Below are 21,338 nucleotides of genomic sequence, written 5' to 3'. Positions count from 1 at the left end.
CTTTCTCATTAACATAAGAAAATAGTAACGTGCTTTTAACTTCAAAAATAGTCTAAATCCTTAAGTTGATGGATGTGGGGTACCACCACATAACCATCAAGTTAAGAAAAGCAAATATCCCAAAATGAAAAAATGAGCTGAATTCTCTTAAATAGCTATATAGAGATAAAGTTGTTATTACAACATATTTTCCACTTTCAACTTAGTTGTCATTAGAATGTTTTTCTACAAAATCAAGGATTCTAGCATTAACTTCGTTAGAGAACTCACCATTGATTGCGTGAGATGCATTTTTCCAGTTAACTATATCGATATCTTTAACGTATTTTTTCCCAGTTTCAACTGCTTTTACTGAATTGTGCATTGTACTTTTTTCAGCCATTAATGCAAGCACTGGAACATTGATATTTTTTAAGTCTTCTTTACTAAATAGATCAGGCGCTGGCGTTCTAAGTTTATAGTTGCGCATACCTGACTCGATTAATTTAGCGATAGGCTCATCGTCATTTGTTTTTGCTCCTCTAGATACATAGCTTAACATCTTTTCTCTTATAAACTTGGGTACAATAGGGACGGAAGCTGGGATAGATGCAAGAATCATCTTTATGGGCATTTGCGCAAATACAAAGACTGGGTCTAATAAACTAGCCGTAGCAATATGCTCTGGATTATATCTGGCCAAATTCATTGTTGTCCAACCTCCAATGGAGACACCTACGATATGAACTTTTTCTAAACCTAATCCTTCAATTACTTCATTTAACCATTCTGCTTGTTGCTTTTGGTTTTCAATCACCTTCGTTTGCACACTCATTCCAGGTTCACCGAGTAAATCTATCGTGTAAACGGGCCTTTTCTCCCTTAGTCCTTCTAAATTAGGTACCCACATTGGAGTAGATGCACCACGCCCAGGGAGTAAGAGTATTGGTTCCTTATGTTGGTTTTCTTCTTTAGTAAAGTAATAAGCACGAATTGTGCCATATTTAGTTTTTATATCCTTCGTATCGTTAGGATTTGGAAGAAGTGCCATTGATTCATCGTAGGCAGTTTGAAAGTCTTCCCTTCCTTTTTCAGATGTAAAGTGACCAATCTTACTATCATCTCTCCTCATTTGAATTCCTCCTTTTTATAAATATATTGATGAACTTTATCCATATATTCATGGCAATAATCCATTGGGAATTTATCTTTTTTAAGTCAAAACTCTCGTTTAGAAAAAAGAAAAGACACCATCACATGCCCATCAAACCAAGAAAAATAAACTCCCATAGAAGATTCGTAACATATTTATTAGTATTTTTTCTATCCATATTCATTATAAAAATTCACGGTTGACATATTGTGAATTGTTCACATACAATAGTAATGAATGACATTCAGTCATTTTAACTTTTGAAAGGGTGCTAATAATATATTTTTTGATGCACACAAGAAGGTTAGGCAAGATGAGAATTCATTGATTAAGGATGTTAAAAGTACATCAAATCATTTTTGAATGTAGTTAGTTTTATAACGGAACAAATATAATAATAAATGAGGATGATAGTTATTTTTATATAGTAGTAAAGATTATATTTTTTTAAAACAAAATGAATGATAGTCAGTCATAAGAGGTGGTAAGTATGAAAAATAAAGCTTGGTTATATGTGATATTAACATGTATCTTTGAAATATTTTGGGTGTTTGGTTTTAATACAGCCCATACTTGGTGGCATTGGGTCGTTATTGTAGGAGTTATTGCTGTTGATTTTCATTTTCTTTCTAAAGCGTGCGAACATCTTGCAACAGGGACTGTATATGCTGTGTTTGCCGGAGCTGGTACGGTAGGTACTTTCCTAATGGATGTATTCCTTTTCGGCGGCAGTTTCAGTGTAGGGAAACTATTCTTTATCGTGATGGTCGTAGCGGGTGTTATCGGTTTAAAACTGGCTGATAATAAAGAAGAAACCGCGGAAGAAATTGTGAAAGGAGCTGCTTAAAAATGGGTTGGATTTTCGTATTTTGTGCCGCAATTAGTGAAATAGTAGGTGTGATAGGTCTTAAAATGTATAGTAAAGATAAGACGTTAGCAAATGGAGCGATTTATATAGGTGGATTTGCAACTTCCTTCGCATTCTTATACACTTCTTTCTTGTTTTTACAAGTAAGTGTGGCTTATGCGGTTTGGATTGGTATTGGAACAGCAGGCGCAGTTTTATTAAATATGTTTCTGTTTGGTGAATCGAAAAGTAAGGCACGTTTGATTAGCGTAGCTCTTATCGTATGTGGAGTTACAGGATTAAAGGCCCTTTCATAAGAAAAGGATAGTAAAGCTAAATCTCCTAACGATCTGTTGGGAGATTTTTATTATGAAAGTACATGATGATTGACAGTACAGCTAGTTATTTTATAAAATGAGTGACAGTCATTCAATATGTGTTTGAAAGGGTTTAGATGATGAATAAAAAAGAAAAAATTGTCTATGCAGCTATTGAAGTGTTTCAGGAAAAGGGCGTTGAAAAAACGAAGATTTCTGATATCGTGAAATTGGCTGGCATTGCACAAGGAACTTTCTATTTATATTTTCCTTCTAAGCTATCTGTTATGCCTGCAATAGCAGAAGTGATGGTTGAGAAGATGATACTTGCAGTGAAAGAAAAAGTACAGAACGATGCATCTTTTTCAAGTAAAGTTGAGCAAGTAATAGATGCAGTGTTTAACTTTATAGCTGAATATCGTGAAATACAAGCATTAATGTATGCGGGTCTTGCATCTACTGAACATATAAAAGAATGGGAAGCTGTATATGAGCCTCTTTATATGTGGCTAAGCGAATTTTTAAGCGAGGCAAAAGAAGCTGGTGAAATTCGTGATTCGGTTCACGCAGAGCGAACAGCCAAGTTATTTATCGCTCTTGTTGAATCAGCAGCGGAACAAGTTTATTTATACGATCATAAAGATGATGAGCAAGTGGAGCTTCAAAAGGCAGAAGTACTAGATTTTTTAATACATGCACTACATATAAAGAAATAAAGGGAAACTTTAATTGGTAGGGCATTCCCTGCTGATTATTAGCCCGCATTAATGGGGACAAAACAGTTAGGTGAACCTATCTTAAGAGGATAGGTTCATTTCTACGAAAAACTGAATGATAGTCATTCACCCTGTATTTGTGTATGTGTGGAAGGATAAAGTGAAACTTTAATGAGTGGGGGTATCTCCACTCATTATTAGCCCACAAATAGCAGGATAAAGAAAAAGTTTCTTGGGCATTATTTTTGAGAGGAACTTACGGGAAGAGGTGTTAAAAAGTGAAGAAACCGATAAAAGAACAAAAGATGGTATTGGTCATTCTTTTAAGCAATATATTTATCGCTTTTTTAGGGATTGGGTTAATCATTCCGGTTATGCCGTCCTTTATGAATGATATGAATTTAACAGGTAAAACGATGGGCTATCTCGTTGCAGTGTTTGCAATGGCTCAGCTCATAACTTCACCAATTACAGGTCGTTGGGTCGATCTTTACGGTAGGAAGAAAATGATAATCATTGGATTATTTATTTTTGGTGTTTCAGAGCTTCTTTTTGGATTAGGAAAAGATGTGTGGATGCTTTATGTAGCGAGGGTGTTAGGCGGAGTTAGTGCTGCGTTTATTATGCCGGGAGTTACAGCATATGTTGCGGATATTACATCGATTCAGGAACGACCAAAGGCGATGGGTTATCTTTCAGCAGCTATTAGCACTGGATTTATTATAGGGCCTGGAATCGGCGGGTTTATTGCAGAATACGGAATACGTGTGCCGTTCTTTGTGGCAGCAGTGATTGCTTTTGTAGCATGTGTGATTTCGATCTTTATTTTAAAAGAACCGTTAACGAAAGAAGAGCTTGCAGAAATTTCTTCTAATACGAAAGAATCAAGCTTTATTGGAGATTTAAAGAAATCATTAAACCCAATGTATGCAATCGCATTTATTATCGTATTTGTACTTGCATTCGGTTTATCGGCATATGAAACTGTGTTTAGTCTGTTTTCTGATCATAAATTTGGTTTCACGCCGAAAGATATTGCTGCAATTATTACAATTAGTTCAATCTTTGGGGTAGTTGTGCAAGTATTTATGTTTGGAAAATTAGTTGACATGTTTGGTGAAAAAGTGTTAATTCAAATATGTTTAATTGTGGGGGCAGTGTTAGCCTTCGTTTCAACTGTAGTCTTTAATTATTGGGTTGTACTGCTCGTTACTTGCTTCATTTTCCTAGCATTTGATTTACTTCGTCCGGCTTTAACGACGTTTTTATCAAAAGCAGCTGGAAAAGAGCAAGGATTTGTTGCTGGTATGAACTCAACGTATACGAGTTTAGGAAATATCGCAGGACCTGCTATGGGCGGAATATTATTTGATATGAATATTCATTATCCATATGCATTTTCAGGAGTTGTTTTAATCGTTGGTCTCGGCATTACATTTATGTGGAGAGAGAAACAGCTAGCTGAAAGTTTTGCGAAGTAATGTAGTGAATAATGAAAAGCCTCTTACTATTTGTATGGTAAGGGGCTTTTCGTTTATAAACTTAATCCAAACCGCTTTAATTCAATAAAAATCCCCTCTAATTGCTTTCCTTTATCCGTTAAAGTGTACTCTACGCGGGGCGGAACTTCTGGATATACTTTTCGCGTTATAATCCCTTGTGCTTCCAATTCTTTTAGGCGAAGCGATAATGTTTTTGGGCTAATGCCGTCCATTGATTTTTGTAAATCACTAAAACGTAAAGTTCCTTCAATAAGAAGGTCACGAATGATTAAAAACGTCCATTTTGTACTGATTACGTCAAGCGTTTTAGCGATAGGACAAGGTATGCCAGGTAAACCTTTCGTTAATACAACTGAATCTATATTGTTCATGGAACTAGCCTCCATAAAAATTTTTTGAATGAATTTGCTTTATAGTATCACAAAACTATACTTTTGGTAACTATATGAAAAAAATATCACTACTTCCATAAAGGAAGTTAGTGCATATACAATAGCAATATGAAATAAAAAGGGTTTAGATGAAGAGGAGGTGATTTCCATGAGTATGAAAAAATTGTTTATGTTCCTTAGTTTGTTTGTTGTTTGTATTGTACTTGTAGCATGCGGCGTGGAAGAAAAAACTGAAATTCAGTTATTAAAAGAAATGCCAAAGCCAAAAGCAATGACAATTGATTCTTCATTAAGTAAAAAGGAAGCGACAGAAATGGTTCATGCAGCGCAGCGTTTTTACGCATTTTGGGATACAGGTAAAGAGGAGCTTATTCCGCAGACTGTTACGGAAAATTTCTTTGATAATACATTACCGAAAGGTCGTCCGCAAGGCACTGAAGGATTAAAGGTTGCGGCGCAAAATTTTCGTAAAGTCGTTCCTGATATACATTGCGAGATTGAAGATTTATTAGTCGTTGGTGATAAAGTAACAGCTCGTCTTTCTTTTACAGGAACGCATAATGATAAGAAAATCAATTTTTTCGCCATTGATATTTTGCATGTGAAAGACGGAATGATAACGGAAGATTGGCATTTAGAAGATAATCTTACGCTAAAGCAGCAACTGGGCTTAATAGCTGAAGAGTAGATTATATAGGGGAGAGAAAAGCGATGAAAAATATTTTTATAATAAATGGACATGAGAAATACGGTACGAAAGAAGGACGATTAAATAGAACGTTAGTTGATTATATGGTAACGGTATTAAGCGAGAATCATCATGTGAAAACAACAACGATTCAAGATGGCTATAGTATTAAAGAAGAGCAAGAGAAGTTTTTATGGGCGGATGTTGTGATTTATCAAACACCAATTTATTGGTTTAGTGTACCGGGACTATTTAAAAAATATATGGATGAAGTGTATGAATACGGTTTGTTCTTTAAAGGTGCTGATGAATATGGAACAGGTGGTTTACTAAAAGAGAAGCAATATATGTTTTCTACAACTTGGAATGCACCTGAAAAAGCATTTGGAGATAAGACGAAGTTTTTTGAAGGAGAAAGTTTAGAATCTACGCTTAGTCATTTACACCGTGTGCAGAAGTTTCTCGGTATGAGTCCGTTACAGAGTTTTGCTTGTTATGATGTGGTGAAGAATCCGGATATTGAGCAGTTTTTATTAAACTTGAAAGATCACTTAGATGAAGTAATTAAATAATAGTTTATATTTGTATGTGAAGAAGGTACTACTAAGGATGTAGTACCTTCTCTTTTATGAAATACGTTGAAAATCTTTACTTATACAGGACTGCTTTAGTTTTTTTGATTTGATTAAATGTTTCATATCAGAGATGTTATCGTATGAAAGCTGAGTATGATAATAGTTAATGTACTCAAGTAATGCAAAAATATAAATAAATAGGGTGAATGATAGCCCACCTAAAGGTAAGTGGGGATACCAAATTACAAAATCAATAGTAAACGTAATAAATCCCGTGATAATTAATGCTATATTTATCTTTTTAAGTATTTTTAAATATTGAATCATCCTAATGGGCGTAACAGATGTTTTCTCTTTTTTTAGTCGTTTCCACTTTACGTACCAGTAAATTACTCCTTGTAATAAGATAAACTCTAAAAGAAGAAATGAGACCCAAAAAGAATATAGGGAATATAAATGTAATGTAGGATAAGCATAATTAAGTAAGTAACTTGTGAAGATAAAAGTAATGACTGAAAATAACTCACCTGTGTATAGATAGGAAAGTCTTTTTTCTAGGTTGCGTTTCATAGTTCCTCTCCTTTTATAATGACTCACATTTTAAGACATGGATGGCTGTATCCATAACTTTGCAAAATTTGCCCAACCGAATGAATCAATCGTTACGTTTTTTAAAGCAGAAGGATATGTTTTTCTTTTTAAAACGTGATAGTTAAATAAAATGATGTGTTCTGCTTGTAAAAACTCTTCAATCTCATACATGAGCTCATAACGCTTTTCTTTATTTTCCTCTAGTAAAAATGTATCTAGCAAACAGTTAATTTGTTTTTCATAGTGTGGGTCCATAAATCGATTTACGAAGCAACTTTTATTTTTAAACACATTTAAGAATGCGAGTTCATGATCAGCAGCAAACACTTCTCCCATGAAAATAATATCGGCATGTTTATCGATAGAACAATCCATATAATCTGAAACGAGAAATGGGTGAAGTTCTACGCGTATTCCTAATTGTTCGCAACGTTCTTTTAGGAAATGTGCGTCATTTGCACTGTCTTTAAATGCGAAGAAATAAATATGTATCGTTTCTCCATTATAGGTACTCTTTTTCAAATACTCTTTCGCTTTTTCTAAAGAGTAGGACCTATTAGGAACTTGGCGACTTCTTTCAGGGAAAAAGCTTGATGCAGCAATTGTTCGTCTACCTTCTATGCTACGAATTATCGTTTCAACATCATATAGTTCTCTCCAAGCCTTTCGAAAGTACATGTCATGATGAGGACCGGTTTTTTTTAAGTTGAAGCTAGCATAAATACAACCTATTTCTTCTATTTGTATATTATGCCTTTCATTTTCTTCTTCATTTGGTAGTTCATAATCAGCATCGATTTGTACATGATCAGGAATACCCCAAAATTCAATACGGTCTAATAACGCGCGCTCTTTAAAATAATGAGTGAACGCCTCGAACACGATATTATCTTCAGAGTAATGAGCAAGTTTGAAAGGTCCAGTACCTATATAATGATGATTTTCAATACTAGCATCATGTGGCAAAATTGCTAGTTGTATGGAACTTACATAGTGTAAGAAAAATAAATTTGGTTTTGCTAAATGGAATCGAATTTGCAATGGTGATGGTGTTTCAATTTGAACAATTTCTTCTGTTAACCATTCGAAAGGAGAGTGAATTTCTTTTAGTCTTTCAAATGAAAATCGTACATCTTTAGAAGTTAAAACTGTTTCGTTATGAAAATATACATCCTTTCGTAAATAAAAAGTCCACGTAAGCCTGTCTTCACTTAATTCCCACGTATGCGCAATGTGTGGTTCCATTTTTTCAGTAACATCGTTATAAACGACTAACGTATCAAAAATTTGACTCGTAAGATGGCTCTCTGTAGTTACAGCCACAAAAGCCGGATCTAATGGAAATATCTTTCTCGACATAGGAATCTTTAATATGTCGTACATATCATTTGAAGGTTCGTATCCAAAATGATGATGTAGTTTATTTTCTATCTTTTTTTGAAGTGCAAGGGGTAGGGGTTCTTTTAAAAGAAGAAAGATATCTTTTAATTTTTCTTGCGCTAACAGTTCATCTGTATAGGACTCAATCGCTTCTACGAAATTATGTATAAATAGAATTTCCGTTTTATTCCCGCGGCCTCGCCCTGGAGTCCAGTTAATTAATTGCTCCTCGCTCATTTTCTTTAATAAAATCTTTACGTTTTTCGTACTGCAATATAAAACATCCGCTAATTCTTGTAAGCTATTTCGAATATTTTGTTGATCTTGTGCATGTAGTCTTAGTCTAATGTAATAGTCCATAATTTTCATATATACACTTCCTTCTATTATAAAAGGGGAAACTCTTTAGAATATTCTAACCTTTTTCTTCCTTTTTTTCAAAGTAAAATAAGTAAGCATAAGGAGGGGGAAACAATGGGGTTTTGGAGTATGCATCGAAATATAAAAATTAGAATTATAACTTCGTTTTTAACACGTACTGTATCCACGATGATTTTTCCATTTATGGCGATTTATTTTTCAATAAAATTAGGTAGTGCAATTGCTGGTGCGTTACTACTTATTAATGTAATAGCTTCATTAGTAATTGGTTTATACGGTGGATATGTTGGGGATCGACTTGGTCGTAAAAAAGTAATGATTATCGGTCAAAGTATACAAGTCATTTCAATCGCTTGTATGGGGATTGCAAATTCAGATTATGTAGATTCACCGTGGCTAACATTTATCTTTATGTTAGTGAATAGTTTAGGATCTGGTCTTATGAATCCTGCGACAGAGGCGATGTTAATTGATGTGAGTACACCGGAAAATCGAAAAGTGATGTACAGCATTAACTACTGGGCGATTAATTTATCCATTGCAATTGGAGCGATATTTGGAGGACTACTATTTGAAAACTATAGATTACAATTGTTTATCGTATTAACACTTGTTGCCATTATTACTTTATATGTAATGGCTGTATATATGGAAGAGGTGTATGTAGCGAGAAAAACAGTAGAGAAGAAAAATGTCTTAAAAGATATGGCAGATAGTTATAAAGTTGTAATGAAAGATAAAGCGTTTTTAATTTTTTGTGCAGCAAGTATATGTACATTATCTTTAGAGTTTCAGGTTAATAATTATTTAGGAGTACGTTTGCAGCAGGAATTTGAAACGGTGCACTTTTTCTTTGGGAATGGTGTTACGTTTGATTTAACAGGTATTCGAATGATGAGCTGGATTTCAGCAGAGAATACAATTTTAGTTGTGTTATGTTCGGCACTCCTTATTAAAATGCTGAAAAGCTTCAACGATTTGAAAATCTTATATGTAGGTTTATTCATTTATACAATTGGATTTACAATACTCGGAACGAGCAATAGCTTATCGATTTTATTAATTGCTGGGCTTTTCCAAACGGTAGGAGAGATAATGTATGTGCCGGTTCGTCAATCTATTATGGCGGATATGGTGCCGGATGAGGCAAGAGGTTCTTATATGGCGATTAACGGGATGGTCTTTCAAATGGCGAAAATGAACGGGGCATTAGGTGTTATGTTAGGTTCATTTATTGCATCTTGGGGCATGAGTGCTCTGTACTTTATTGTTGGTATGAGCAGTATTTTATTATTTATGAAGGCGATAGGGAAAGAGAAATATCAAGATGAAGGGAAGGTTTCTCAGATCGGGTAAAGTGAAACGATATAAAAAGCGAACCAGTTATAATGAGGAGCGCTTTTTATACCATTTTTAAAACGGATCAACTTCAGCTAAATTTGGAGTGGTATTCGGCTGTAGTAAAAGATTTTTTAACGTTCCTACTTCAGAAAGCGCTACTAATATGTAGCCACTAATCAGTACAATAAGCCCAATGACGCGTAACGTTTGTAAGCTCACTTCATTATTATTCGTTTCCGTTGGATTTGGGGGCGTTGAAGGTGGAGTATTGTTCATAGTTAGGCTCCCATCTTTTGTATTTATATATGTGTAAAATCATGATTTAACTTATGGATAGGAATTATATAGTCATTTTCACTATATGAGAACTGCCTATGAATAGTGATTGGGAATTTTAGAGTGAGATAAGAGGTGTATTTGTGGGAGTCGGGTTGCCCATAAACACGCGATTAGTGTGAACTAATAATCAGTGGGGGATGAAAAAAATCCCCCACTGATTACATTTTGTTTTTCATACAAATAAAAGAGGTTAACCAAAGTAGCTATCCTAATATACGCAACGATTCTTCAATAAAAGCGGGGATGTCTTCCGGTTGTCTACTTGTGACTAGCTGATTTTGGCATACGACTACTTCTTTATCATGAAAGTTTCCGCCAGCATTTTTCAAATCGACCTCAATGGATTTATATCCAGTCACATCGCGTCCTTCAAGTGTTTGTGCAGTGATGAGTAGCTGAGGTCCGTGACAAATAGCGAAAACGGGTTTTTCCGCATCCATAAATGTTTTGCTAAAGCGAACAAAACGCTCATCTGCACGAAGTATATCTGGGGAAAATCCGCCCGGTATGAAGAGGGCATCAAAGTTCTCTGGAGAAACATCATCAATACTTTTATCAATTACGACTTCACTTTTTCTTTGCTTACCGTGTACCGTTTTACCTTTTTCCATTTCAATAGTTGTTAATTCATATCCCTTTTGCTTAAAAGATTCCACTGGCTCTGTGTATTCTGTGTCCTCGAAATAATCCGTTATTAAAATAGCAATTTTTTTACTCATTCCAGTCAGCTCCTTATATTATAGTATCGGTTCCAGAATCATCCTTGAGCAATGCCTTTTATAAAGTGAAACTTTAATTCATGTTTTTTCATTCCCTCCAGTTCCTTTGCCCTGTTAATTTAATAAATACCCTTTTTATTAGGACGTAAACATGTATTATCGTTTTTGTATGTAAAAATCATAAAATATCGGTTGTTTGAGGAAGAAAAATAAAAAAGCCAAGGAGATAATTTATTTTCTCCTTGGCTTTTAAGATAATTCTTTTCGTTAAAACGAAGAAACACGTTGCTTCGTTTTTGGTACAATAATAAATTTAATCCAGATTACCCCGATTATCATAATAATCAAGGTATGTAGTAATTGTCCTGTAGCAATGAGTATAACACTCGAAAATACAATGAGTTGAATGCTTAGTAATATAAAGATTAAGCGAAGAAATTGATTCATTCGTTTTTCAGTATCAATTGGATACAATGCTACAATAATATTTCCCGAAAAATATTTCCACAGGGAACGAAGCTGCATAGAAATCATATATAGGACGATATATGCGATAGCGCCTTTTACGTATGTGTTTGGTATAAAATATAAGGCGAAGGCACCAATCAACCCTAAGCGAATATATATACCGAAATAATCATTCCCGCGTAAAAATGCTAGTGTATGTAAATAGAAGAAAGTTGCTCGCTTTTTATGTAATAAAGGTTCAATCCAATTTGTAAGCCATTTTCTTTTGTTTACTTGCTTATTAAGTTGCGGAACATCAGTAAAGATGCTAGCAAATTGATAAAAGCGAACAACCATTTTTTCTTCTTGCTCGATTATGTAATCCCACGGTATTCGTTTTGTAGGCTGTTTTTTCGTATATAGAAGTAGGAAAGCAAGTAGTAAGAGCAATCCGCCTAATATGAGAACATGTGCCGAGTAAAATAGCATGTAAATGATTAGGGCGTTACAAGCAATACGAATAATGAACCATATGTTTTTTTCATGGCTATCACGCCACATCCAATATATGTACAGGTTCCAAGCTTTCGTAATCATTAAAACGATAAAGATTGTACATAAGAACGGTACAGTTAATTGTAATGATTGCATAGCAAGCGGAACGAGAATAAGGAACGTAAATAATAATGGGAAAATCTGAATGATGTAATTATATAGAAGAGATTTTTTAAAATAAGATGTTAGTTTCTCTTCTAATGCAAGCAAATAGACAGCATCAGGTTTTTGAATAAATGTACGGATCGGGCATCTCGTTATAATGAATGTAAGTACAATCGTGATGAGTAGTAAAGATATTCCTTTAGAAGGAGATGCTTTTAGAAACTGAGCATAGTAGTATGCACCAACGCATGAAATAAAGATAAAGCTATATAATAAACCGTTAATCATACGTGCAAAGTATGTAATGATGTTTTGCATATGTTGTTGGAAGCGACTGCTCCATAGTGATTCAATTGACATGTTTTTCACCTCTTTGTTCTATTATATATGTTTTACAAAAGAAAAAACGAGCAAATTGCGTTATGCAACTTGCCCGTTTTTCTTTTCGTTATTTTTTTTCTGATCACGATTCATTAATGGATAGAAGGCAAAGCCGATTACGAATAAACCAATTCCGAGAAGGAACGTTTTTATATCGGATGCGCCCGTTTTAATAACCCATAGTGCGTAGCAAAGTGCAATAACTGCGACTATACCATCCGTAATTCTTGCCCGCATTTCATTTTTATACGTTTCACCAGTTGCGACTAGTTTTAACTGGAAGATCGGTGAAACGAGATATGGAATGAGGTAGGCCAGTGTTGATACGGTAATAACGAATGTATAAGCTTCCGCAATGGTTCCTGATAATGTTGAGAATAGGAACACTTGCGACATAATGTTTGTTAATCGTAATGAATAAATTGGACTCCCTTTTTTATTTGTTTTCGTGAAGAAGGAAGGGAAGAAACCTTCTTTTGCTGCTTGATACGGTACTTCTGAGCTTAATAAAATCCAGCCTAAGATAGAACCGAACAGGGAAGTAAGAGCAAGCAATGCCATCAGTTTCCCGCCGCCATGACCCATTGCAGCATTTAGTGCATCTGCTAACGGACGTTCAGAAGCTTGTAATGTATCAACGTGAAGGACACCCATTGTTAAAATTGTAATTCCTAAGTAAATTGCAACTGTAATAAGTAATCCCGCAACTGTTGCCCGTTTTACCGTTTTTGGAGAAACAGCCCGGTTTGATAAAAGAACGGCTGATTCAATTCCGATAAACGCCCAAAGCGTTGTAAGAGCAGCTAAATTTACTTGTGAAAGAAGGCCGTGTGATACACCTGATTTATCAATCATCGGTGTGTACCATTGTCCAAACTTAGAAGCTTCGAATGCAAATAACGTAACGACGATAAATAAAAGGAATCCAGTTACTTTCGTTGTTGTTGCTAAGAAGTTTAGCTTTCCAGCTCCGCTTACACCATTAGTTAATATAATATGAGTTCCCCAAAGTAAGATGGAACAAATCGTAAATGTAATTAGTTTTCCGACTTCTATGTTAAACGAACCGATTGAAAATAGTAGTCGTGTATCTTTCATAATTGGGAAGAAGAGTGATAAATATCCCGCGAAAGATGTAATAATGGCAACGTTACTTGCCCAGTTTGCAACCCAATATCCCCATACCATACTGAAACCAGCCATTTTTTTCTTTTTTGGTGTTGAGAATAAAGCATATGCATGACTTTGTGGTCCTGTCGTTAAATCAGGACGACGAATTGCTAAATTACCGAAAACAAGAGCTAGCATTAAAACACCAAACCCTGTTGTTAACCAAGCTAAAGTGACACCGAGAGGGCTTGCTGTTTGTGCCAACGTACTTGGCACCATGAAAATTCCAGCGCCAACCATATTACCGACAACGAAAGCTGTTAGTACCCAAAAGCCCCATTTTTTTTGTTGCATAGAAAATACCTCCAAAGTTAGTATAACCAAGTCAAGCGAGGAGATATGTATGTCTTCCGATTAGAGAAGAGAAGTCCCAAACAAAACAAAAAAAGCACGTAATCTGCCGCTACATGCTTTCTATCTTATAAGAAACCCACGACATACCTCTCGATAGCTCTCCACAAACGAAACGTTTGTGACAGTTCTGCACTTATTAAATGCAGACCCAGCAAGTGTGCATGGTGGACACGACTTACTTCGGCAATCATTCCTTTCTCATTTCTTCATCAATGCCACTACATCTCCTGAAATGATACTCTTAATGACTGCAACCTCTACCTCACCGAGATACGAATGAGGATTTAAATATTAAATTAACGTATTTAAGAGTAACAAATGTATTTTTATACGTCAATGGATATAGTAATAATCAGATTATAGAGAAGAGTTTGTGATTAAAAGAGAGAGGGATTATTATGTAATATTGAATTTTCATAATATAATAAATGTTATTGACGCTAGAAGATTGAGAAGGGGATGAAGTATATGTCTGTATGTCATAAACATTCAGTAATAGGTGTGCTAGATTCGGGAGTTGGGGGATTAACAGTTGCGAGTGAAATTATAAGACAATTGCCTAAAGAGAGCATTTATTATATTGGTGATAATGAGCGTTGTCCGTATGGGCCAAGAAGTGTAGAAGAGGTACAATCTTTCGTATTTGAAATGGTTGAGTTCCTCAAACAGTTTCCGTTAAAAGTGCTAGTGGTAGCATGTAATACTGCTGCAGCTGCTGCATTGACTGCGCTGCAAGAAGCACTGTCTATTCCGGTTATTGGCGTTATACATCCGGGAGCAAGAGCGGCAATTAAAGTGACAAAGAAAGGGGAAATCGGAGTAATTGGAACTGTAGGTACGATACAGTCTAATATGTACGAAAAAGCATTACACGAGCTTGATACATATTTGGAAGTGCATAGTCACGCGTGCCCGACTTTAGCTACAGTTGTAGAAAATCAATTAGAAGATACAGCATATGTAACGCAGCAAGTGAAACAAGCTTTACTGCCATTAACGAAAGAAGATATAGATACGTTAATTCTTGGGTGTACGCATTATCCACTTTTAGAGTCCTATATAAAAAAGGAACTAGGAGAAGATGTAACGATTATTAGTTCTGCAGAAGAAACAGCGATAGAATTAAGCACAATTTTACAGCACAAAGGAATCCTGTCTGACAATTTGAATCCGAAGCATCGATTTTTTACAACAGGCTCTGTTTTATCATTTGAACATATTGCTGAGCGTTGGCTAGGATATGAAATTTCTGTAGAATGTGTGAATTTACCTATGGAAAAACAACTCGTGAAATAAAAAGAAGCTGATCTAAAACTAGATCAGCTTCTATATAAGATTAAACTAAGTTCAATACAGTTACTTTTTCACGTGTCATAGACTCAAGGCTCTTACGAATACCTTGTGCGCCCATACCTGAACCTTTTACACCGATGAATGGGAAGTGGTCAGGGCCGCGCTCTGTGCGTCCGTTAATTTGAACAGAACCAGTTTCGATTTTGTTAGCAATTGCAAATGCTTTGTTAATGTCTTTTGTGAAGACACTTGCTTGTAAGCCGAACTCTGATTTGTTAGCAATTTCAATTGCTTGCTCATCTGAAGAAACGCGGATGATTGGAAGGATTGGGCCAAATGGCTCTTCCCAAGCAACTTTCATTTCTTCAGTTACGTGGTCGATTAATGTTGGGTAAATTAAGTTACGCTCACGTTTGTTACCGATAACGATCGTAGCACCTTTTTCTACAGCGTCGTCAACTAAGCCTTGAACGAAGTCAGCAGATTTATCGTCAATTAATGGAACGATTGTGCTGTCTTGTTCTGGAGATCCAATTGATAGTTTAGCTACTTGCGCTTTTACTAATTCAACAAGCTCGTCCGCTACGTTTTCGTGTACAAGTACACGTTTAATAGCTGTACAACGTTGACCAGAGTAAGAGAATGCACCGCTTACGATATGGTTTGCAGCATCTTGTAAGTCAGCATCTTCACGAACGATACCAGGGTCTTTCCCACCAAGTTCTAGTACAAGTGGAATCATTGAAGCTTTTTTCGCTAAATGTTTACCTGTGTTTGTACCACCTGTGAACGATACCATATTGATACCTTCGTGTTCTACTAAGTAGTCACCAATTACAGAACCGCGTCCTGTAGCTACGTTTACAAGACCTTTTGGAAGGCCAGCTTTATGAAGTGCTTCAACCATTTTAATACCGCTAATTGCACCTTGAGTTGCTGGTTTGAAAATAACAGCGTTACCCATAATTAATGCTGGTGCAAGTTTTGCAGCAGATAAGTTTACTGGGTAGTTAAACGGTGCGATTGCTAATACAACACCAAGTGGTGCACGTTGGATAATCGCAAGTTTTGATTTTGTTCCGCCAGGGAAGCTATCGCCCATCATGCTTTCTCCGTGCATATGTAGAGCTTCTTCAATTGTGTAACGAATGAAATCAGCTGTACGAACAACTTCTTTCTTCGCATCTTTATATCCTTTACCGACTTCTTTCATAATAATATCGGCAATTTCATCTTGCATATTTACGAGCTCATCAGCCCATTTATATAAATATTTTGCGCGATCTTGTAGAGAAGCTTCAGCCCATGATTTTTGAGCTTCTTTTGCAGAAGCAATTGCTTCATCTACTTCTCCGCGAGTAATTGCTTGTACTTGACCAATTACTTCGTGTAAGTATGGAGATGGAATGTCGATTGTTTGTCCTGAAGAGCTTTCTCTCCATTCTCCGTTTAAATAAAATTTGTACGTATTGCTAGTTGTCATGATTAGTCCTCCTAAAATAGCAACTTGTAAGAGTGAGTATAAGGTGATTGTAGGGGGTTTGATAATATTTTTCAAATGAAATGTTTGTGAAAACGATTTCTTATTCTTTTTTTATTTTGTATGCCCTTTCTTACAGAAGATTCCCTTATTTCAAACTGCTTTATCTCGTCATAAATCCTCTTCATTTTATCGTGATTGGTATCTATTTTCTTCAATTTGCAAAAAAATAATTGACAGAATACTCAAAGAAGTTATAAGATTATAAATGGAAAATAAATGAAAGGGGTGTGCGTAATGATTGTAATCGTAAATGTAATGGGCTTAGCTCTGTTAAATAACGGAAAACATTCATATCATTACGCAACCCGTACGGATATATAGGGCATTTTTGTCTTATAAAAAGCGTACGTTGCGTATATCGTAACGTACGCTTTTATGCATTCTTGTGCATATCGTCAAGCGACGGTATGCTTTTTTTTGTCCAATTTGCTTGTTTCCATACTTTGTATGGTTACTATAAAACTGAAATTTGGAAGGTGGAAAAATGTGATGAGATTGTATGGGTTACGAAATGTAAATGTGATTGGTTTGGATAGCGGATAAAGAAATGAGAGTGAAACGAAAACGAGAAGGGAGAGGTTACATTGTTTTCAGTATTACTAAAGTTAAGATGGTTTTTTAAGGAGCATTGGAAGAGATATAGTATCGCAATTGGTGCGCTTTTAATTGTAAATATAGTTGAAGTCATTCCCCCAAAAGTACTAGGGGTTACGATTGATAATATAAAAACAGGAACGTTAACGAATGCAGCAATTATGGAGTCTATTCTTATTTTAATAGGAGTTACGATAGTTGGATATGGTCTTACTTTTGTTTGGCAGCATCAATTGTTTGGAGGTGCATTCGTACTTGAGAAGACGATGCGCTCGAAATTTATGGGGCATTTACTCAAGATGACACCGACGTTTTATCAAAAAAATCGTACTGGCGATTTAATGGCGAGAGCAACAAACGATTTAAAAGCAATCGCTATGACAGCTGGTTTTGGTATATTAACGCTTGTAGATTCTAGTTTATATATGCTTACAATCGTTTTTATGATGGGATTTACAATAAGTTGGGAGCTTACATTAGCGGCCCTTATACCGCTGCCAATTATGGCATATGCGATGAATATATATGGAAAGAAATTGCATGAAAGGTTTACAGTTGCGCAAGATGCGTTCGGTGATATGAATGATAAAGTACTTGAATCAATTGCTGGCGTGCGCGTGATTCGTGCATACGTACAAGAGAACGCAGATCAGGAAAGATTTCATCATTTAGGAGATGACGTCTACGAAAAGAATATGAAGGTAGCAAGAATCGATGCGTTATTCCAACCAACTGTGAAAATGCTTGTCGGTCTTAGTTATTTAATTGGTTTAGTGTACGGTGCATACCTTGTATTTCAATCAAAGGTGACACTTGGCGAGCTCGTTTCCTTTAACGTGTATTTAGGGATGATGATTTGGCCGATGTTTGCAATTGGCGAATTAATTAATGTTATGCAAAGAGGAAATGCTTCGTTAGATCGTGTGAATGAAACGTTAGCATATGAACCAGATGTAAAGAATCCGAAAAATCCAAAGCTTGTACAAGATCCTGATTATATTCAGTTTGATGAAGTTTCTTTTTCCTATCCTTCATCAGCTGAAGAAAATTTAAAAAAGGTTTCTTTTACATTAAAACAAGGAGAAACGCTAGGGGTTGTCGGAAAAACAGGAAGCGGAAAAACGACGCTTGTACGTCAGCTTCTTCGTCAATATCCGCTTGGAGAAGGGGATATTGCAGTTTCTGATGTGACATTAGATAAAATGACGAGTGATAATGTACTCGGGTGGATTGGATATGTACCTCAGGAGCACATTTTATTCTCAAAAACAGCGAGGGAAAATATTTTATTTGGAAACAGGGAAGCGACTGAAGAAGAGCTCGAGAAAGCCATTGAAATTGCTGCGTTTACAAAAGACTTAGAGTTTTTACCAGAAGGATTAGAAACGCTCGTTGGAGAGAAAGGTGTTTCGTTATCAGGAGGGCAAAAGCAAAGGATTTCGATTGCGAGAGCGGTTATTCAAAATCCAGAAATATTAATTTTGGACGATTCGTTATCAGCTGTCGATGCTCGTACGGAAGCGGCGATCATTGAAAATATAAGAACGGAAAGAAGCGGAAAGACGACGATTATTACGACGCACCGTTTATCTGCCGTACAACATGCAGATTGGATTCTCGTTATGGATGACGGCGAAGTTATGGAAGAAGGCACGCATGACCAGTTACTTCGAAACGGAGGCTGGTATGCTGAGCAGTTTGAAAGACAACAAGGTGAAAATGAAAGTGCGGATAGTGGGGTGAAAATATGAGTGTTTCAAAACGATTGTTTCAATATGCGATGAAAGTAAAAGGGACGATTTTTGCAGCGATGGCGATGTTATTTATTTTTGTTATCGCTGAGCTTGCCGGTCCGTTCGTCGCTAAAACGATGATTGACGATCATATCGTCGCGATAGAAAAATCTTGGTATGAGACAGAAAAGAGTGAAGATGCTGTTGCATATAATGGCGCCTATTATAAGCGAAGTGATCGCTTTGAACAAGGTGAGAAAAAAGGAAAAGAAGTACGCGTGATGCAAGTCGGTTTTCAATATTACTTTGTACCAAATAAAGTGAATATTGAAGGAACACGTTCTGTGAAAGGGGATATGATTACCATTCAAAATGGTAAGGCGGTGCAAGTGTATAAAGCGAAAGCATTAACGAAGGAAGAAGTGTTTGCGTTTTATAAGCCAGAAATAAACCCCCTACTGTTACTTGGTGGAGGCTATTTTGCTCTATTAGTAATTGTGTCATTATTTGCATATGGAAAGCAGTTTTTCTTGCAGAAGGCAGCAAACAAAATTATTCAAATTATGAGGGAAGACGTCTTCTCTCATATTCAAACGTTACCGATCAAGTACTTTGATCATTTACCAGCAGGGAAAATCGTTTCGCGTGTAACGAATGATACAGAGGCGATTCGGGATTTATACGTAACAGTGTTTGCGACATTCGTCTCTAGTTTCATTTATATTATCGGGATATTTGCAGCGCTATTTTTACTCGATGTGAAACTTACGTCGTTCTGTTTATTAATTATCCCGATTTTAATTGTTTGGGCGATTTTATATAGAAAGTATGCATCTGTATACAATCATAAAATGCGTTCACGTTTATCCGATATTAACGGTACAGTGAATGAATCGATTCAAGGGATGCCAATTATTCAAACGTTCCGTCAAGAGCGTGAAACGAAAAAAGAGTTTGAAGAATTAAATGGCGATTATTTTAAGTATCAAAATAAAATTTTAAATTTAAATGCAGCAACTTCGCATAACTTAGTGTCTGTATTACGAAATATCGCTTTCACAGGTGTGATTTGGTATTTCGGGGGAGCTTCATTAAGTGCTTCAGGCATCATTTCTCTAGGGATACTGTATGCGTTCGTCGATTATTTAACGAGATTGTTCTCACCAATTACAAATATGGTAAATCAGCTTGCTAACTTAGAACAATCGCGCGTTGCGTCAGAGCGTGTCTTCGAATTGCTAGAGGAAAAGGGAGAGGCAGTGGAAGAAGAACGCATGCCTCGCTTACAAGGAAATGTGAAGTTTGATAATGTTTCGTTTTCTTATAATGGAAAAGATGAAGTGCTAAAAAATATTTCTTTTGAAGCGAAACAAGGCGAGACAGTAGCACTTGTCGGTCATACTGGATCAGGAAAAAGTTCCATTATGAATGTACTCTTTCAATTTTATGAGTTTGAAAAAGGGAAGCTTACAATTGACGGTCACGATGTAAAAGAAATGCCGAAACAAGCAACTCGTGAGCATATGGGAATCGTATTACAAGATCCGTTTTTATTTAGCGGGACGGTCGCTTCCAATGTAAGCTTAGAGAACGAAAAAATTTCAAAAGATCGCATCGTAAAAGCATTACGTGATGTGGGTGCGGAAAGGTTTGCGAACAATATAAACGAAGAAATTACGGAGAAAGGAAGTACACTTTCAACCGGAGAACGCCAGCTTATATCGTTTGCTAGGGCACTGGCTTTTGATCCAGCCATTTTAATTTTAGATGAAGCAACATCTAGTATTGATACAGAGACAGAGGCAATGATTCAACAAGCGCTAGAAGTTGTGAAAAAAGGGAGAACGACGTTTATTATCGCTCACCGTCTTTCAACAATTAAAAGTGCGGATCAAATTATTGTACTCGATAGAGGAACAATCTTAGAAAAAGGCTCTCATGATGAATTAATGAAAAAGCGTGGCCGTTATTACGATATGTACAAAACGCAAATGGAAGGAAACCAGAGCGCTTAATGCGGGGAAGAACTTGCGATTGTCGCAAGTTCTTTTTTGTTGGCAAAATGTCGGCGATAAAGGTACATAATAAGAAGTATTATTTTACCTTTCCTACAATTAATGCTATATTAAAAAATGTTACTTATTTTTTGTATGTAGCGTTATTTTTCCATTTTGTTTGATTATGAAGAAAAAGGATAAACTAAATAAGAACATTTTCATTGAAAAATTGTTCAAGATTGCATA

At 35.9% G+C, this 21,338-nt stretch carries 19 protein-coding genes and 1 riboswitch; of the genes, 10 read left to right on the top strand and 9 right to left on the bottom strand.

What is annotated here, in order from left to right; genetic code table 11:
• Positions 1 to 202: 202 nt before the first annotated feature.
• Positions 203 to 1,111, bottom strand: coding sequence for an alpha/beta fold hydrolase (locus JDS81_RS10390; protein WP_097955140.1), 909 nt, complete (start codon positions 1,109 to 1,111; stop codon positions 203 to 205).
• Positions 1,112 to 1,622: 511 nt separating this feature from the next.
• Between JDS81_RS10390 and JDS81_RS10385 the strand changes: the two genes are divergently transcribed.
• The 4 genes from JDS81_RS10385 to JDS81_RS10370 all read left to right on the top strand — a co-directional run bounded on the left by JDS81_RS10385 (position 1,623) and on the right by JDS81_RS10370 (position 4,493).
• On the top strand, positions 1,623 to 1,979 hold the full coding sequence (locus tag JDS81_RS10385) for a DMT family transporter (RefSeq protein WP_000790623.1): 357 nt from the start codon (positions 1,623 to 1,625) through the stop codon (positions 1,977 to 1,979).
• A 2-nt stretch (positions 1,980 to 1,981) separates the two neighbouring features.
• A complete protein-coding gene (locus JDS81_RS10380; protein ID WP_000539702.1) occupies positions 1,982 to 2,296 on the top strand; it encodes a DMT family transporter in 315 nt (104 codons plus the stop codon).
• 137 nt (positions 2,297 to 2,433) lie between these two features.
• Positions 2,434 to 3,012 carry a TetR/AcrR family transcriptional regulator gene (locus JDS81_RS10375; RefSeq protein WP_002038002.1) on the top strand — a complete coding sequence of 193 codons (579 nt, stop codon included), beginning with the start codon at positions 2,434 to 2,436 and terminating at the stop codon, positions 3,010 to 3,012.
• Positions 3,013 to 3,290: 278 nt separating this feature from the next.
• Positions 3,291 to 4,493 (top strand): MFS transporter, encoded by a 1,203-nt coding sequence (locus JDS81_RS10370; RefSeq protein ID WP_000742966.1) that lies wholly within the window; start codon positions 3,291 to 3,293, stop codon positions 4,491 to 4,493.
• A 53-nt stretch (positions 4,494 to 4,546) separates the two neighbouring features.
• On the opposite strand, the gene JDS81_RS10365 is transcribed toward JDS81_RS10370, so the two are convergent.
• On the bottom strand, positions 4,547 to 4,885 hold the full coding sequence (locus tag JDS81_RS10365) for a winged helix-turn-helix transcriptional regulator (protein WP_001059478.1): 339 nt from the start codon (positions 4,883 to 4,885) through the stop codon (positions 4,547 to 4,549).
• A 169-nt stretch (positions 4,886 to 5,054) separates the two neighbouring features.
• On the opposite strand from JDS81_RS10365, the gene JDS81_RS10360 reads away from it, so the two are divergent.
• Positions 5,055 to 5,594, top strand: a complete 540-nt coding sequence (locus JDS81_RS10360; protein WP_097955138.1) for an ester cyclase — start codon at positions 5,055 to 5,057, stop codon at positions 5,592 to 5,594.
• A gap of 23 nt (positions 5,595 to 5,617) precedes the next feature.
• Positions 5,618 to 6,166 (top strand): NAD(P)H-dependent oxidoreductase, encoded by a 549-nt coding sequence (locus tag JDS81_RS10355; protein WP_097955137.1) that lies wholly within the window; start codon positions 5,618 to 5,620, stop codon positions 6,164 to 6,166.
• Positions 6,167 to 6,220: 54 nt separating this feature from the next.
• Here JDS81_RS10355 and JDS81_RS10350 read toward each other — a convergent pair whose 3' ends face one another.
• Both JDS81_RS10350 and JDS81_RS10345 read right to left on the bottom strand, forming a co-directional pair.
• Positions 6,221 to 6,739 carry a hypothetical protein gene (locus JDS81_RS10350; protein ID WP_000827930.1) on the bottom strand — a complete coding sequence of 173 codons (519 nt, stop codon included), beginning with the start codon at positions 6,737 to 6,739 and terminating at the stop codon, positions 6,221 to 6,223.
• 30 nt (positions 6,740 to 6,769) lie between these two features.
• The gene (locus tag JDS81_RS10345; RefSeq protein ID WP_097955135.1) at positions 6,770 to 8,509 is read right to left on the bottom strand and encodes an SgrR family transcriptional regulator; all 1,740 of its coding nucleotides are present in this window, start codon (positions 8,507 to 8,509) and stop codon (positions 6,770 to 6,772) included.
• A 105-nt stretch (positions 8,510 to 8,614) separates the two neighbouring features.
• Here JDS81_RS10345 and JDS81_RS10340 point away from each other — a divergent pair, with 105 nt between their 5' ends.
• The gene (locus JDS81_RS10340) at positions 8,615 to 9,877 is read left to right on the top strand and encodes an MDR family MFS transporter (RefSeq protein WP_000508190.1); all 1,263 of its coding nucleotides are present in this window, start codon (positions 8,615 to 8,617) and stop codon (positions 9,875 to 9,877) included.
• Positions 9,878 to 9,934: 57 nt separating this feature from the next.
• Here JDS81_RS10340 and JDS81_RS10335 read toward each other — a convergent pair whose 3' ends face one another.
• The 4 genes from JDS81_RS10335 to JDS81_RS10320 all read right to left on the bottom strand — a co-directional run bounded on the left by JDS81_RS10335 (position 9,935) and on the right by JDS81_RS10320 (position 13,872).
• A complete protein-coding gene (locus JDS81_RS10335) occupies positions 9,935 to 10,138 on the bottom strand; it encodes a hypothetical protein (protein WP_001066489.1) in 204 nt (67 codons plus the stop codon).
• Between the two features lie 266 nt (positions 10,139 to 10,404).
• Positions 10,405 to 10,920 carry a type 1 glutamine amidotransferase domain-containing protein gene (locus tag JDS81_RS10330; RefSeq protein ID WP_097854839.1) on the bottom strand — a complete coding sequence of 172 codons (516 nt, stop codon included), beginning with the start codon at positions 10,918 to 10,920 and terminating at the stop codon, positions 10,405 to 10,407.
• A 267-nt stretch (positions 10,921 to 11,187) separates the two neighbouring features.
• Positions 11,188 to 12,387 (bottom strand): ABC transporter permease, encoded by a 1,200-nt coding sequence (locus JDS81_RS10325; RefSeq protein WP_097955134.1) that lies wholly within the window; start codon positions 12,385 to 12,387, stop codon positions 11,188 to 11,190.
• 60 nt (positions 12,388 to 12,447) lie between these two features.
• Positions 12,448 to 13,872, bottom strand: a complete 1,425-nt coding sequence (locus tag JDS81_RS10320) for an amino acid permease (protein ID WP_001186296.1) — start codon at positions 13,870 to 13,872, stop codon at positions 12,448 to 12,450.
• Between the two features lie 146 nt (positions 13,873 to 14,018).
• Positions 14,019 to 14,200: riboswitch (Lysine riboswitch) on the bottom strand.
• Positions 14,201 to 14,400: 200 nt separating this feature from the next.
• On the opposite strand from JDS81_RS10320, the gene racE reads away from it, so the two are divergent.
• Entirely contained in the window at positions 14,401 to 15,228 is an 828-nt protein-coding gene (racE, locus tag JDS81_RS10315; protein ID WP_199688511.1) for a glutamate racemase, read from the top strand.
• Positions 15,229 to 15,268: 40 nt separating this feature from the next.
• On the opposite strand, the gene gapN is transcribed toward racE, so the two are convergent.
• The gene (gene gapN, locus JDS81_RS10310) at positions 15,269 to 16,708 is read right to left on the bottom strand and encodes an NADP-dependent glyceraldehyde-3-phosphate dehydrogenase (RefSeq protein ID WP_097955132.1); all 1,440 of its coding nucleotides are present in this window, start codon (positions 16,706 to 16,708) and stop codon (positions 15,269 to 15,271) included.
• Between the two features lie 644 nt (positions 16,709 to 17,352).
• Between gapN and JDS81_RS10305 the strand changes: the two genes are divergently transcribed.
• Both JDS81_RS10305 and JDS81_RS10300 read left to right on the top strand, forming a co-directional pair.
• The gene (locus JDS81_RS10305; RefSeq protein ID WP_000493209.1) at positions 17,353 to 19,113 is read left to right on the top strand and encodes an ABC transporter ATP-binding protein; all 1,761 of its coding nucleotides are present in this window, start codon (positions 17,353 to 17,355) and stop codon (positions 19,111 to 19,113) included.
• Positions 19,110 to 21,110 carry an ABC transporter ATP-binding protein gene (locus JDS81_RS10300; protein WP_097955131.1) on the top strand — a complete coding sequence of 667 codons (2,001 nt, stop codon included), beginning with the start codon at positions 19,110 to 19,112 and terminating at the stop codon, positions 21,108 to 21,110. The genes JDS81_RS10305 and JDS81_RS10300 overlap by 4 nt, the downstream gene beginning before the upstream one ends.
• The last annotated feature ends 228 nt before the right edge of the window (positions 21,111 to 21,338 follow it).

The sequence above is a fragment of the Bacillus cereus group sp. N31 genome (assembly GCF_016483245.1).
Taxonomy (GTDB): domain Bacteria; phylum Bacillota; class Bacilli; order Bacillales; family Bacillaceae_G; genus Bacillus_A; species Bacillus_A toyonensis.
The sequence above is the reverse complement of the archived record's forward strand: the minus strand, read 5'-3'. Positions and strand labels throughout refer to the sequence as shown.

Coding starts and splice junctions, on each gene's coding strand:
- JDS81_RS10390 (WP_097955140.1), bottom strand. CDS start 1,111: ATGAGGAGAGATGATAGTAAGATTGGTCACTTTACATCTGAAAAAGGA.
- JDS81_RS10385 (WP_000790623.1), top strand. CDS start 1,623: ATGAAAAATAAAGCTTGGTTATATGTGATATTAACATGTATCTTTGAA.
- JDS81_RS10380 (WP_000539702.1), top strand. CDS start 1,982: ATGGGTTGGATTTTCGTATTTTGTGCCGCAATTAGTGAAATAGTAGGT.
- JDS81_RS10375 (WP_002038002.1), top strand. CDS start 2,434: ATGATGAATAAAAAAGAAAAAATTGTCTATGCAGCTATTGAAGTGTTT.
- JDS81_RS10365 (WP_001059478.1), bottom strand. CDS start 4,885: ATGAACAATATAGATTCAGTTGTATTAACGAAAGGTTTACCTGGCATA.
- JDS81_RS10360 (WP_097955138.1), top strand. CDS start 5,055: ATGAGTATGAAAAAATTGTTTATGTTCCTTAGTTTGTTTGTTGTTTGT.
- JDS81_RS10355 (WP_097955137.1), top strand. CDS start 5,618: ATGAAAAATATTTTTATAATAAATGGACATGAGAAATACGGTACGAAA.
- JDS81_RS10350 (WP_000827930.1), bottom strand. CDS start 6,739: ATGAAACGCAACCTAGAAAAAAGACTTTCCTATCTATACACAGGTGAG.
- JDS81_RS10345 (WP_097955135.1), bottom strand. CDS start 8,509: ATGAAAATTATGGACTATTACATTAGACTAAGACTACATGCACAAGAT.
- JDS81_RS10340 (WP_000508190.1), top strand. CDS start 8,615: ATGGGGTTTTGGAGTATGCATCGAAATATAAAAATTAGAATTATAACT.
- JDS81_RS10335 (WP_001066489.1), bottom strand. CDS start 10,138: ATGAACAATACTCCACCTTCAACGCCCCCAAATCCAACGGAAACGAAT.
- JDS81_RS10330 (WP_097854839.1), bottom strand. CDS start 10,920: ATGAGTAAAAAAATTGCTATTTTAATAACGGATTATTTCGAGGACACA.
- JDS81_RS10325 (WP_097955134.1), bottom strand. CDS start 12,387: ATGTCAATTGAATCACTATGGAGCAGTCGCTTCCAACAACATATGCAA.
- JDS81_RS10320 (WP_001186296.1), bottom strand. CDS start 13,872: ATGCAACAAAAAAAATGGGGCTTTTGGGTACTAACAGCTTTCGTTGTC.
- racE (WP_199688511.1), top strand. CDS start 14,401: ATGTCTGTATGTCATAAACATTCAGTAATAGGTGTGCTAGATTCGGGA.
- gapN (WP_097955132.1), bottom strand. CDS start 16,708: ATGACAACTAGCAATACGTACAAATTTTATTTAAACGGAGAATGGAGA.
- JDS81_RS10300 (WP_097955131.1), top strand. CDS start 19,110: ATGAGTGTTTCAAAACGATTGTTTCAATATGCGATGAAAGTAAAAGGG.